The following is a 14440-nucleotide window of genomic DNA, read 5'->3' as shown; positions in this document are numbered from 1 at the left end:
TCTCACATCGGAGGAATCTCCGATGTTTCTTGTCCGGCTTTGCCGGACAAGAAGATGCCCCGTCTTGAACAGTTACTATTTTAAACAAAAGAGATTTTGCTTCAAAAATGGCATTTGCCTCTTTGAAACAAAATCTCTTTTTCATTTTCAGAACTCTCTTTTATTCAGGAAACCTTATTTTTCAACAGAAATTACCGTTCCGGTAAAGGCCTCTGTCTCATCCAGCTCCCCTGTATAGGTAACCGTCACCCGATCTCCGTCCTTTACAGAAGAAAAACCCTTCGGCTCCTTTCCCTGATCAAAGGAAAGCACATACTCGTGGCCTTCTTTATCTGTAATAACAAACATAAAGCTCTTAATGTCACTGATGATTCCTGTAATCACAGATTCCTTTTCTGACTGAGCCTGATCTGGCTCTCCGGTCTCTGTCTCACCTGCGGTTTCCGCTCCTGATACTTCTGTCCCTGCTGTCGCAGCCGAAGTTGTCTCATTCTTTCCCTGAGCAGTACAGCCAGCTGTCATCATCAATACAGTAATCACCGCAATGACCAGATTTTTCTTTTTCATAGAATTGTCCTCCTCATATGGAAGCTTCCTTTTTGCAAAGCTCCTCTTTTTCTTTAGGATTTTCCCTTTTCATAATATTAGACGAGGACAACCTTTAAAAAGTTTCAATGCATTTTATTTTATCAGCCTATTGGTTCAAAATCTGCTGCTCCATGCTTACAGAGAGGACAGATATAATCATCTGGAAGTGTATCTCCCTCATAAATATATCCGCAGATCTTGCAGACAAAGCCCTTCTTTCCCTCTGTCTCCGGCTTCGGCTTTACGTTCTTCTGATAATAGGTGTAGGTCATGGTATCCCGATCACTCATAACGCGGGCCTCTGTTACCGTACAGATAAACATGCCATGGGTATCCAAATCCACATACTGCTCTACCTTCAGGGACATAAATGCATTGATGTATTTAGGCAGAAATACCAGTCCATTGTCAGAACGACAGGTCTTCCAGCCTGCAAACTTGTCTGCCTGACGTCCGCTCTGGAATCCAAAGTTCTGGAATACCCAGAATGGCGCATCTACAGACAGGCAGTTTACATTTAAAATTCCTGTTTTCTTAATAATATGGTGAGAATAGTTTGCTTTATTGATGTTGACTGCTACCCGGAAGGGCTGATCTGTCAGCTGAGTTACCGTATTGACAATCAGTCCATTATCTCTGGTTCCGTCATTGGAGGTTACCACATACAGACCATATCCAATCTTAAACAGCGCAGTCATGTCATTCTTATTAGCCTTCTCTGCAGACTGGGCAATATACTCCCGGCTCAGTTCCTCTGCCATAGCCTCTAACTGCTGCAGATTCTCTTCACTAAGCGAGGACATGATTTTAACTGTTGTATTCAGCCAGGTAATATTCTTACTCTTCTCAAACATGCCGCTCATAACCTTAGCAGCCAAAGGTGCCCAGGAACCATTCTCAATCAGTCCGATGGTACGCTTCTGGTATCCTCGCTCCGTTAAATGCTCAATAAATGTGCGCATAAAGGGGAACACATCTGCATTGTAGGTTGTAGTTGCCAGAACCAGCTTTCCATAGCGGAATGCATCCTCTACAGCCTTTGACATCTCTGTGCGGGCCAGATCACATACAACCACCTGAGGACAGCCTTTCTCTCTCAGCTTGCCAGCCAGCAGCTCTACTGCCTTTTTCGTATTTCCATAAACAGAAGTATAGGCAATCATCACACCCTCAGACTCAGCTGCATAGGAGGACCAGATTTGATATTTTTCAATATAATGTCCCAGATTTTCTTTTAATACAGGACCGTGGAGAGGACAAATTGTCTGGATATCCAGCGCTGAAGCTGCCTTCAGAAGATTCTGAACCTGAACTCCGTATTTTCCCACAATTCCGATATAGTAGCGTCTGGCCTCATCATCCCAGTCCTCTTCTACATCCATGGCTCCAAACTTACCAAAACCGTCTGCAGAAAATAACACCTTATCCCGGCTGTCATAGGTAACCATAACCTCCGGCCAGTGTACCATGGGCGCAAATACAAAGGTCAGTACGTGATTTCCCAAATCCAGGGTATCTCCGTTTTTCACCTCCAGCATTCTTCCCTCCAGGTTCAGAGAACGGAAGAAGTTGGAAATCATAGCAAAGGTCTTGGCATTTGCCACAATCACAGCCTCCGGATAAACCTTGAGAAAATTCTCAATATTGGCAGAATGATCCGGTTCCATATGCTGTACGATCAGATAATCCGGTTTTCTTCCATTCAGGGCCTTCTGTACATTATCCAGCCACTCATGGGTAAAGTTCTGATCCACCGTATCCATAACTGCTATTTTCTCATCCCGGATCACATAGGAATTGTAGCACATCCCATTGGGAACCGGATACTGTCCCTCAAACAAATCAACCTGATGATCATTGACGCCTGCATAAATAATATCATCTGTAATATACACAGGTTTTGCCCTCCTTTATTCTATGCATTTTTTGCTTATCTCCAGTATACCCTCTCTGCCTCTGCTGCACAAGCCTTTTTCGCTTATAATAAGGAAATTCTTGTCACCTCCAACAATGAAACCGCTATCTTCCAGTACATATGAAAAAACAGGAGTCTTCTGTTCTCCTGTTTTTTCAATTATTATATACGTAATACAACAGATACCATTCTATTCACCAAAGTTTTATCTCTCAATATACTGAATAGCAATGCACTTGGGACCGCCCTGTGCCACAAACACAGGACTCAGTTCCATTAAATGAGTCTCCAGCCCGGGAAATGCTTTTTCCAGCATACTTCGAATATTCTCTGCCTCTTCCTGCGCTGCGGCATGGACAATGTAGAAAATGTGCTGAGAACCGATTCCCTTCTCTTTCAGATAGTTTATGATTCCATGAACGGCTGCTGACATAGTACGTTTTACAAAAAACTTGTCAATTCTGGTTCCGTCATCCGTCAGCTTCATCACCGGCTTCAGTTTCAAAACACTTCCTAAAGCCGCTGCCACCGAGGTCAATCTCCCACCTCTCTTCAGGAAAGAAAAATCCTGGGGAATCAAAAAGGATTCTGTTTTTTGAGCCGCCTGTTCCAGCCATTCCAAAATTTCTGAAACGCTTTTTCCTGCTTTCTTCATCTTTTGGGCCACTTCTACCATGTAGCGATGAGGTCCGCACAGAGTTCTGCTGTTGAATACGGTAATTTTGTTCCGATTCTCCACCATCTCTTTCGCGCTGCACGCTCCATAGTAGGTTCCTGACAAACCATCTGCTATGGCAATATTGATAATTTCCGAATCCTGATACTTTTCATACAGATCCACCACCTCGCCAATGGGAGGCTGAGAAGACATTGGTATCTGACCAGCCTCTATCCGGTGATAAAACTCCTTCATATCAATCTGTAAATCTCTTCCCTCCAAATCGCCTATATGGACACAAAGAGGCACTGCCTCAAAGCCCGCCTTTCTCGCCTCCTCCTCTGTATATAACACAGAAGAATCTGTTATAATCTGTACCAAGATAACATCCTCCGCCCTATAATATAGTTGTAACGATTCCGGACAAGAAGATGCCTCGTCCCGAACAGTTATATATAGTTTTTGAAACCACTTATTATAGTTTGCAATACAAGTCGAATTTTGTCAATATGAGGGCGGATTAAATTTCTCTAAAATATAAGCCATGCATCTTCTTGTCTGCTTACAGCGAACAAGAAGCGCTGAGGGTCTGCAGAACTTTTTTATTTCTCTCTTCCAGTCTTTCCATAGCTGATTTCAGCATATCTTCTGTTACAGGATAAGGATAGTGCGCTACATCTGACATGTGAGGAATACGTGTCATGCACTCCTCCCACTGCTCCCGGGTAATCTCAATTTCCTCCAGAGAAGTAGGAAGATGAATGGCCTTATTCAGCCGGTAAATATCTTCAAATGCCTCCTCCTGCTGGTCTACCAGCAGCGCCAGAAGAACACCAAAGCCTACAACCTCTCCGTGCAAATGACGTTCCTCTATCACAGGATAAGCAGTCATGGCATAAAAAACAGCATGGGCCAAACCGCTGTTATAATCCGGTGTACAGTCCTTTGTCAGAAAAATAGATGCAATTCCCGTTGTTACTACAATTGCAAGAATAACCTGCTCCACCTCGTATGTAAGCATCCCTTTTTTGTGATCCTCATAGGCTTTAGAGCCATAATCCAGAAGGGGACTGCTGCACATCTGACTTACCGCAACTCCCAATGCCGTAAAATGCTCCAGACGTTCTCCTCTGGAAGAAATAGCTGCTTCATAGTATTTTGCATAGGTATCGCCGATTCCCGCCCACATATACTGACTGGGCGCCTTTGCAATAATCTCTGTATCAATAAAGGCGTGCATCACCGGGCGGACAAAGAAATGGGGCTTTAAGAAAGAGCCGTCCTCCTGATACATAATAGAAACTGAAGTACAGGCAGAGCAATTCGATGCAATAGTCGGGAAAGAAAAAACAGGCTTATCATCTGGTATGCACAAACACTTTACTGTATCCAGAGCTTTTCCACCGCCAACACCAAACACCATATCCGCCTGCTGATATAAGGTCATCTCTCTTAAATGTTCCACAGTATCATAGGTACAGTTTTCACCATAAATGACCTTTCCAATAATCTCAAGCTTTGTCTGTTTCACATAAGCTTCAATTTTATTATAGGCTGCATCCAAAGCCTTCCTTCCTCCAATTACCAGAACCTTTTTTCCATAGGATTCGCATACCGGACCAATATTTTTATAAATTTTGTCTCCAATAGAATAATTCGGAAGATGTACCTCATAATTTTCAAGTTTCATAATAAAAGCTCCCCTTTCCTCTGTCTAATTTCCCTGCAGCAGCTATAAGTTTTTCTGCTTGCTACAATTATATAGAAGGAAAGAAAACCTGTCAATTTCTCTAATTTTGAAAAGCATTATGTCCGGCACGGTTATCCCGATTTTCTTTCAGAAAATCGGTGTCGATCCTGCAGCTTCCATAAGGCAGAAGGTCATACGGATACAGAAATGTGGATTCTGCATCCGTATGACCTTCTCTTTCATTTTGTCATAAAAGACTTCTTGTCCATTGCCAAAACTTTATTTTCCTATGCTGCTATGAAACAAAACTCTCTTCCCATATTCTCCAGGCCTTCTGCGCCTGCAGATACTTTTCCTGATGACTTTTCATAGCTTCTCTGCTGTGCTGGCATTTCTGTCTGCTTCCCTCAAAACGTTCTTCAATGGAAACCTCCCTGTCTCCCTGAATCATTTTATCTGCCAGATATACAATCAAAGTTTCATCTGCCTGCTTCGGAATCTGATCCAGTCTGTGATGCTGTCTGACAATCTCAGCTGCCCGCCCGTAACCGTTTTCCTGAAGGAAACTTGCTCCTGCTGCAGCATGATCCGGATGTCCTTTTCCAATATCATGCAAAAGAGCAGCCGAACGAATCAGGTTCAGATCCAGCATCCGCCCTGTACTTTGCAGTTCCACTGCCATAGACAGAGCTTTACGGCTTACTGCTTCACTGTGTCTGCGAAGATGTTCCGGCATTTTGCTGATTTCAAGCAGCCAGCGCAGTGTCTCTCCATCTGGATACCCTTGTCCTCTGCTTCCCTCCAGCTGAAGAAGACGGCCATATTCTTCCTTTGTATCAGCATCCAGAAAACTTCCCTCATCCGAAACCTCTATGTCCAGGATTTGTTCTTCTCTGGCTTTTAAAAAACCTTTCAGGCCGTATTCTCCCTGATAAACCTGGACAGCATCCATCGCAGCAGCATCCAGCTTTACAGGATGTCCTCTCCGATTTCCGCATTTGGTACGTACAATAGCCCCCTGTGCTTCCACAATCTTTCTGACTGTAGCTCCCGTAACTGCCGGAACATCCACCGGCATTACCAGAGCTGCATCACAATTTTCGCGAATAACAGAAAATCCTAATTTCACAGAATCAAGCATTTCTGTTGAGGTATAATTTTGATTTCTCACAAACAAAATTCCAGAATCCTTTAGAGCTTCCTCAAGTTCTTCTCCTCTGTATCCTGTAACCATAACAATAGGAGACACACCTGCCTGCTTTAGCATTTCTACCAAATGGTGTGCAATACATGCCTTTCCAAATGGAAGCAATGGTTTAAAATCCCCCATACGGGAAGACAGCCCTGCTGCTGCAATTACTGCACCTACCTGTTTCATGGTTTCTCTACCTCCTCTGCTCTGACACAGTACCCTAAGCTTTTGCTTCTTCCATCATCTGTTTTACTCGTTCCGCTCTCTTCACCGCATAATCCTGCAGAGTTTTCTTCAGCCCAATCTCTGCCATCTGGGCACAGTGAATGCTTTCCTTTTCCAGTCCGCCAAAAAACTCAGACAGATCTTCTGCCCGAATCAGATATGCTTCCATCACCGGTTTTCCCAGTGCCGCTTCTGCAACTCTTGCCGCACAGGCTTTCAGCGGAGGACATGCAGAATCTGTAACAGTATAGTGGAACTCTGTGATAATTTCTCTCTTTGTATTAATATACATATTCAACTGATCACCGCATCCCGGTTCCTTTACTTCTCCGGTTCCTAAAAATACCTCCGGCTCTCCCAGATTCTCTGTTCTCTCACTGTAAGCCAGAATTTTTTCTCTGTCCATGCTTTTCCTGCCTTTCTTATCTCCTGTACACTGCTGAACTGTTACCTACGATTACCCTGTTTTTCATACTTCAGGCGGCAGTGAAAAACCTGCCGCCTGAAGCCATACTATCCTTCTTATAGGTATTAGAAGCCTAAGAATCTCCGAATCATAACCTTTGCCATTTCGATCTTATAAGCGTTCATCTCCAGCGGAATCGCATCCTTCAAAGCTATTTCTGCTGCTTCTGCTGCTGTCTCTTCTGTCAGTTTCTTTCCAATCAGATACTGCTCTGCTTCTCTCAGCTTTACAGGAATTGGAGCTGCAGCACCCAGTACCATGCTGATATTCTTTACAACACCGTCTTCTGCAAGACAGGTTCCTGCTACTGCAAGAACAGCAAAGTCAATGGCTTTTCTGATGCGGTACTTATCGTATTCAGCTTTTGTTCCGGCTGCCTGCTTCGGAACAATAATCTCCGTTACGATCTCACCCGGCTTCAGGGTATCCTTCACTCTAGTAGAGCCGGCAAAGAAGGTCTCTGCATCCAGCTCTCTCATGTTTGTTTTAATCTTTGCATCATATGCATACAGCATATTTGCCACATCGCTTGGATTTACGGCAAGGCATCCACAGTTAAAGCATCTGGAAGCCTCTTTCTTCACTACTGACTCAGCCAGTCCGCCAAGATCTTCCTTGTCCATTGCTCTGTCTTCTACAGCAAGGAGAGGAGCCTTTGCAGACTCATGGCTGCTGCGGCATTCTGTACTGAAGGAAACCAGTTTCTCTTTCAGACGTTTTGCTGCTGTTTTCTCTACTTCCAGCTCGCCCATGCCACAGTATTTTCTGATTGCAACTGCAGTTTCTTTACCTGCTGCAATAGCCTTAATAACAGTTGCCGGTCCTGTGGTTACATCACCGCCGGCGAAAATGCCTGCTACACTGGTCTGATTTCCATCAAGAGCCTTAATTCTGCCTCTCTCAGTCTCAACAGCGTATGCGCCGTCCAGGAAATCAAGATCTGCTTTCTGACCGATTGCCATCATGATGATATCTGCATCCAGAGTCATCAGGTTGTTCTCATCGTATACCGGATTGAATCTTCCTGTTTCATCCAGAACCTTCGGGCAGTTTTTAAATACGATTCCACTGACCTTGCCGTCCTTGTGAAGAACTTCCTTTGGACCCCAGCCGTTGATAATCTCTACGCCCTCTTCCAGAGCTCTTGTTACTTCTTCCTCGTTAGCCGGCATTCCGTCTCTCTGCTCAAGGCAAACCATTCTTACATTGGGAGCGCCCAGTCTCTTAGCAGTAATTGCAACGTCCATTGCAACGTTTCCGCCGCCGACAACGACTACGTCAGAGCCCGGTCTCTCTAAAATGTAGTTATTTACATCAACCAGGAATTCCAGACCAAATCTGGTCAGCTCCTCGCCGGACAGACCGATCAGAGGACGTTTCCATGTTCCTGTATCCAGCATTACACTGTCGCTGTTTTTGTAGATCTCATCCAGAGAAATGTCAGTTCCTACCTGGCAGCCGCAATGGAATACCACGCCAATTCCTTCCAGAACAGAAACAAATTTTCTAACAATTTCCTTCGGCAGACGATATGCCGGAATTGCGTAGGATAAGCATCCGCCGGCTTCCTTCTGCTTCTCATAAACCGTTACTGCAAAGCCGCTCTGGCGCAGATAATAAGCTGCAGTCAGACCTGCAGGGCCGGAACCAACGATGGAAATCCGCTTTCCGTTTTCAGACTCCGGTCCCTTCATGAATTCCTCATGACGCTCCAGAACCATGTCGCCCAGGAAACGCTCGATGCCTCCTACGTTCAGGCTCTCATCATAAGTATTTCTGTTACAGCCTTCCATACAGAAGTGAGCGCAGACACGACTGGTAATTGCCGGCATGGGGTTCACTTCCAGAATTACCTTTGCAGCATCATCGTACTGGCCTGCACGAACCATTTCCATATAAGCAGAAATATCTGTATGGGCCGGGCAGTTTCCGGTACAAGGTGTCTCACATACCTTTGCCGCACCAAAGATAGAATGGTAACGGTTTTCTCCCATCATTGCAGAGCAAAGATGACCTGTTTTTCTTGCACAGTTGATCTTTCCGCCTAAGATATCCGGATAACGGTAATACCAGCAGCGGATATCCTGACACAGGTTGCCTGCGATAGTTGCAGTATTGCGGATATTCGGTGTTGCAACACTTCTTGCAGCATCAGCCAGGGCATTCCAGCCACCCTGTACTGCTGCAGAATCTGCGATCTGACGCAGAGTTGCCTCTGCCCCAATATGCAGACCGTCTTCTTCTTCTCTGATCTGATCCATTCCCGGAAGCTTCTTTAAGCTTACAACCTTTTCCGGATACTCCGGAAGCAGGCCGTCCTTTAATACACCCAGAAGATCCGTTCCTCCGCCCATAACTACAGTGCCGGGCTGTTTCAGAAGTTCAGATGCTTCCTCAACAGAAGATGGATTGACATATGTAAAATTTTTCATTAGTTTGCCTCCTTTTCCTTCAAAGCTTTCAAAATCTTCGCTGGTGAGTACGGATAGGAATTCAGTTTAATTCCGCAGGCATTGTAAATTGCCATACGGATGGCAGGACCGCCTGGAGCCAGCAGAGGCTCACCTACACCAACTGCGCCGAATGGGTAATCATTCTCAACATTCTTCATAGACTCCAGAACAAGGTGATCATGAGGCACTGCATCATTGAAGGTTCTTGTCTTGTAATCAATGTTGCTCGGATTCAGAACTCTGTAATCGTTCGGATCCCATACGGTTTCTTCCATGCAGGCAATATCAATTCCAGCAAAGAAGGACTGCATCTGGTTACGAACCGGCAATGGGTTTACAATAACACCCGCATCAGAACCGCCAAAGTGGTCAACAATTTCAAAGGTTCCCATTTCCAGATCCACTTCCACTTCCACGAACTGCAGATGGAAAATGGTACTGTTGTGAACGCCGTCAAAGTGACCGCATCCTGTAACGCTGTCAACCTTACCCATCAGATGCGGGAACAGCATATATTTCTCTTCCGGATTGGAAATACGGACAACACAGCCGCCCTTAAATTCCAGATCATCTTCCGGAACACCATATTTTTCATGTGCAAGCTGATACAGCTTCTTCTTCACATCCTCACATGCTCTCTTTGCTACAATACCGCCGCAGTAAGTAGAACGGGAACCGGTAGAACCAAAGTCCGGAGGTGTCATTCCTGTATCAGAATCAGAAACGCGAATAGCCTCTAACGGCATATCCAGCTCCTCTGCTACAACCTTTAACATAACGTCTCTGGTACCTGCACCAAACTCTGCCATACAGGTAGACAGATAAACAGCGCCCAGACCAGTCAGAGTTACGTTTGCATTGGAAGGCTTGCCGCCTGTATCAGAATGTCCGGCAGCGCCTACGCCCAGTCCGCGTACACGTTTTCCATCCTCAGATACCCAGGTCGGTACACCCCAGCCTTTGAAACGATCTTTCCAGTGGAAGGCTTCTGCTGTCTTAACAACCAGATCGCTCCAGTCTGCTGTTTTGTTTTCCTGCCACGGATGAGGCATCGCATTGGCATTGTGATAGCGATCGCCCTTCTTCATGGCATTCTTTACCAGATAGTCAACCGGATCAATATTCAGTTTTTCGCAGGCCTCCATAATTGCCTGACTGACTAAAGCAGTAGACTCCATGTATCCATATCCACGGAAGGATCCGGACGGCATGTGGTTGGTTACTACTACCTCTCCATCGTATTTCTTGTTGTCTGTCTTACACAGAATCGGCAGAGTGTTGGTTCCTACTGCCAGCATGAACTCCTGGGTAGAAGCGCATACGCCGGCATCGGCAATCTGGCTCATCTCAATGGCACTTGCCAGACCGTCTTTCTTCATACCAAACTTAATGTGAGCCTTTGTTACCATACGGTTCTGGTGAATTGCAAAATGCTCTTCCTTGGTATAGTTAAACATAACCGGACATCTTGCTGCCTTGGCCATGATTGCTGTAAATACCAGAGGCTGTACATTACCGCTGTACAATTTAGAACCAAAGCTTCCGCCTACTGCCGGTGCAGTCAGACGAACCTGCTCGTAAGGAACGTTCAGGGAAGAAGCTACATTCTGGTGGCAGTATGCCGGAGCTGCTGCAGAAGCGATAAAATTGTAGGTATCATTTTCATACCAGCAAATGGTAACCGGCGGCTCTACAGGAAGTGCATTCTGACCACTGTCAATAGAGGAATCTACTTCTACAATAACATCAGACTCTTCAAAGCCTTTTTCCAAATCACCAACCTCAAAGTTCAGGTTGTTTTTATGGGGAGCAATGTTTCCCGGGAATTCCGGATACAGCTGAGGAGCATCCGGAGCCATAGCCTCTTCAATGGTAAATACCGGCTTCAGAACCTCATATTTTACATCAATCAGCTTCATTGCCTCCAGAGCAATATCTTCCGTCTCTGCTACAATCAGAGCAACCGCATCTCCAATAAAGCGCACATACTCGTCCATAATATGATGATGCTTCGGCGGTGTAAATCCATTGGTAATATAGATGTTTCTGTCAACATCCTTCCATGTTACAACTGCAGATACTCCCGGATATGCTTTTGCCTTTTCCACATCAATGGAAAGAATTTTTGCATATGGATGTGGACTTCTCAAAATTTTTCCGTACTGCATACCCGGCAGCTTGAAGTCACCAGTATATTTTGCTTTTCCTGTTACGATCTGCGGACCTAACAGACGAACTGTTTCCTTGCCTACGTATTTTAACTCTTTCATCCCTGCTCCTCCTTCTTATTCTTATTGCTTTCCACATAAGCCATAATGGACTCAACAGCAGTATAATGAGTGCCGCAGCGACAGTAGTTTCCAGACAGAGCTTCTCTTACTTCTTCCTCTGTAGGCTCCGGATTCTCATTTAAAAGTGCTTTTGCAGTCATGATAACGCCGGGGATACAGAAGCCGCACTGATAACCGCAGTTATCCAGGAAAGCCTGCTGAAGTCCGTCCAGCTCTCCGGTTGCCCGATCAGCCAGTCCTTCAATCGTAGTAATCTCTGCGCCGTCACAATCCATGGTCAGGGTCAGGCAGGAGGTAACTGCTTTTCCGTCCATAATAACGGTACAGCATCCACACGCACCCTGATCGCATCCGATTTTTAATCCGGTCAGTCCCAGGCGATCTCTTAATGTATGAGCCAGGGTCTCGCTCTCCGGCATATCATCTCTTCCGGTGCCGACTTTAATGTCGTACTCAGTTCCATTCACCTTCAAAGTAATGATTTTTTGAATAATTTCTTTCATCTTGTCTCTCATTCCTTTCCTAAGCTTAGACAAATTTACCCTTCACTGGTTTGGTTTTCTTCACGAGATGTTATGTCTATGGCCGCTCATCGTTCTTCACAAAGAAGCTGAAAAGTACCGCAATAGCTGTACATCCCAGGAAAATATACCAAATCAGAGAATAGTTTCCGGTAGCATCAATCACACGTCCCACTACAATCGGCATAATCAGACTTGCCATCTGGAACAGCAAATTCTGAGTAGAAGCAGCCGTTGCTGTAAAACGCTCTCCTGCCAGCATCATTGCAGAGGTGGTGTAATGGGTTGACGGCAGGTAGGAAACTGCGCCGTAGATAATTCCCACAAGAAGTAATCCCATATAGGATCTCTGCATGGAGAAGAAAATTGTCATTACACCCATACCGGTTAAGGTCAGCATCAGGAAATTCCGATGACTCATATGCATCTTCTTTGCAAGACCTCCGGACAGACAGGATGCAATAATTCCGGCAATGCTGTAGCAGGTAATAATCATGCCGCCCTGTACCGGAGTACAGCCCAGACTCTGAGCGTACTTGTTTGTCCAGGTGGCAAAACCTACACTAACAAACATAAACATAAAACCGCTGATACCTAACAGCAGCTGCTGTTTGTTCGTAAAGAATCCAACCAGACCCTCCAGCATTCCTGCCTGAGCCTGAGGCTTTGCTGCTGCAGTCTGAGCCACAGCTCTTCCTGCTGCTCCTGCTGTTTTTTCTGCAGGAACACTCTTTTCAACAGGCTTTACAAATAATGCCAGTAAAGCAACAACGCCAACTGCCACAGCACCTACAATTACAAAGGTGGTTCTCCATCCGAAAGCCTGATTTAAAGGAGCTCCCAGAGACTGTGCCAGTGTAATGCCGAAAGGCGGAGATGCCAGTACAACTCCCATTGCTGATGCACGCTCCTGCGGAGCAAAGGTAAGTGCAACTACTTTAGAGCACTGTGCCATAACGCAGCCACTGCTGATACCGGTAATTACACGGATCACCAGTCCCATTTCGTAACTGGTAATTCTTGACATCAGTGCAGTCATAGCACCGCCCAGTATCGTGCATGCAATCAGAATATATTTTGGCTGATACCGATCTGCCATAATTCCGCCCGGAATCTGAGTGACCAGATAACCAGCAAAAAATGCAGACATATAAAGCCCTGCCTGTGTAGCATTAATTCCAAACTCTCCTGAAACATCTGCCATAAGAGGACTCCAGATATACCTGCTCAAAAATGTAAATGAAAATGCTAACGTAATCGCAGCCAGAGACATGTATTTATTTGATGTTTTCATATCTGTACTCATACCATCTCCTTCTCCTTGTCTTTATCTTTTTTTCGTTCATTTTTTAACATAGTTTTTTAAAAAAAATAAATCAGCTGAGCTCATACTATACAAACGCGTTTTGTACAGTATAAATTTTAACCTATATTTTATAGATAGTCAACATATTTTCCCAATTATCCTCTTATTTTTTCGTTATTAATTTTATTTTATATCGTTTTTCTTCATGAATCGCCCGATTTTTTCTTTAAATTTTATTGTACAAACATATATTTATATAGTATGAATTTTTTTCAGGTAAAAACCTGAATTCTCCAGTTATAAGAAACCTGTAAAATTTCTTTTTTCATGTTCCGCCAAACACCAGAACATGATATACTTTAGGAGACTGTTTGAGTCCTGACTTTTAAATATAAATGCACTTGCCATAAGTAAAGGGAGATTATGAAAGAACAAGATACAGAAAATAAAAACCTGAAAGACTCTATTTTAGAAGTGACTGGACGTATGTTTCTCCAGTATGGATACAGTGGTACCACATTCCAGAAAGTCGCAGATGAACTGCATATTGCCAAGGGATCGATCACCTATCATTTTAAAAACAAATTTATGATTATGGAGACTTTTATTGACGACCTTTTTTCTCAAATCAAAGAATACATCGATTCTTTTCCTGAGGAATACAAAAACCACTACTGGCGTCACTGTGTTATCTATACTTACGCATACGAAAAAATCATGAGCACACCGAGAAATATAGAATTATTTTACCACAAGGATCAGCAGCAGCAATGGCAGGAACATAAACTGCTGATTGTATCCGGCATCTATGAAGATATCGAAAAGGACTTCCATAAATCCTATGATTTAGCAGATCTCCAGATGAAAGCCCGCATTGATATGGCCGCCCGCTCCAGACTGTTTCAGACCTATCAGGAAAATCCCGGTATCATGACTCTGCGCCAGTTTTGCTATTACCACATTTATCTTATTGGAATTTTATGCAAGCTGGATGAACTGACCATTCAGGAAAATATCCAGGACACCTTTGATTTTGTTGACCGGCATCCGCTGAAGATTTCCAGCTCTATTTTTGAATAAAAATAGCTCTTCAGAACGGCGAAAAATGATATCCCATCAAGTTTCATTTAACGAA

Annotated in this window: 11 protein-coding genes; 1 reads left to right on the top strand and 10 read right to left on the bottom strand. The window is 44.4% G+C overall.

Features of this window, described 5'->3' with window-relative positions:
* Positions 1-174: 174 nt before the first annotated feature.
* The 10 genes from ACESON_RS06395 to ACESON_RS06350 all read right to left on the bottom strand — a co-directional run bounded on the left by ACESON_RS06395 (position 175) and on the right by ACESON_RS06350 (position 13305).
* Positions 175-567 (bottom strand): hypothetical protein, encoded by a 393-nt coding sequence (locus tag ACESON_RS06395; protein ID WP_373108925.1) that lies wholly within the window; start codon positions 565-567, stop codon positions 175-177.
* A 122-nt stretch (positions 568-689) separates the two neighbouring features.
* Entirely contained in the window at positions 690-2483 is a 1794-nt protein-coding gene (locus ACESON_RS06390) for a flavin reductase (RefSeq protein ID WP_373108923.1), read from the bottom strand.
* Positions 2484-2708: 225 nt separating this feature from the next.
* Positions 2709-3542: a DegV family protein gene (locus tag ACESON_RS06385; protein WP_373108922.1), complete on the bottom strand. Its 834-nt coding sequence runs from the start codon at positions 3540-3542 to the stop codon at positions 2709-2711.
* Positions 3543-3723: 181 nt separating this feature from the next.
* Positions 3724-4851 carry an iron-containing alcohol dehydrogenase gene (locus ACESON_RS06380; RefSeq protein ID WP_177959100.1) on the bottom strand — a complete coding sequence of 376 codons (1128 nt, stop codon included), beginning with the start codon at positions 4849-4851 and terminating at the stop codon, positions 3724-3726.
* 295 nt (positions 4852-5146) lie between these two features.
* Positions 5147-6229, bottom strand: coding sequence for a DVU_1551 family NTP transferase (locus ACESON_RS06375; RefSeq protein WP_373108920.1), 1083 nt, complete (start codon positions 6227-6229; stop codon positions 5147-5149).
* Between the two features lie 34 nt (positions 6230-6263).
* Complete coding sequence (locus ACESON_RS06370) at positions 6264-6674, bottom strand: iron-sulfur cluster assembly scaffold protein (RefSeq protein ID WP_177276210.1); 411 nt, start codon at positions 6672-6674, stop codon at positions 6264-6266.
* Positions 6675-6799: 125 nt separating this feature from the next.
* Positions 6800-9166, bottom strand: a complete 2367-nt coding sequence (locus ACESON_RS06365; RefSeq protein ID WP_373108918.1) for an FAD binding domain-containing protein — start codon at positions 9164-9166, stop codon at positions 6800-6802.
* Positions 9166-11457: a molybdopterin cofactor-binding domain-containing protein gene (locus ACESON_RS06360; protein WP_177959097.1), complete on the bottom strand. Its 2292-nt coding sequence runs from the start codon at positions 11455-11457 to the stop codon at positions 9166-9168. Before ACESON_RS06360 ends, ACESON_RS06365 begins: the two co-directional genes overlap by 1 nt.
* Positions 11454-11981, bottom strand: a complete 528-nt coding sequence (locus tag ACESON_RS06355; protein WP_177276207.1) for a 2Fe-2S iron-sulfur cluster-binding protein — start codon at positions 11979-11981, stop codon at positions 11454-11456. Before ACESON_RS06355 ends, ACESON_RS06360 begins: the two co-directional genes overlap by 4 nt.
* A gap of 76 nt (positions 11982-12057) precedes the next feature.
* The gene (locus ACESON_RS06350) at positions 12058-13305 is read right to left on the bottom strand and encodes an MFS transporter (RefSeq protein WP_177959096.1); all 1248 of its coding nucleotides are present in this window, start codon (positions 13303-13305) and stop codon (positions 12058-12060) included.
* A gap of 423 nt (positions 13306-13728) precedes the next feature.
* Between ACESON_RS06350 and ACESON_RS06345 the strand changes: the two genes are divergently transcribed.
* Positions 13729-14385 (top strand): TetR family transcriptional regulator, encoded by a 657-nt coding sequence (locus tag ACESON_RS06345; RefSeq protein WP_177959095.1) that lies wholly within the window; start codon positions 13729-13731, stop codon positions 14383-14385.
* The last annotated feature ends 55 nt before the right edge of the window (positions 14386-14440 follow it).

The organism is Lachnoclostridium sp. Marseille-P6806, from assembly GCF_964238185.1.
Lineage (GTDB): Bacteria > Bacillota > Clostridia > Lachnospirales > Lachnospiraceae > Brotaphodocola.
The sequence above is the reverse complement of the archived record's forward strand: the minus strand, read 5'-3'. Positions and strand labels throughout refer to the sequence as shown.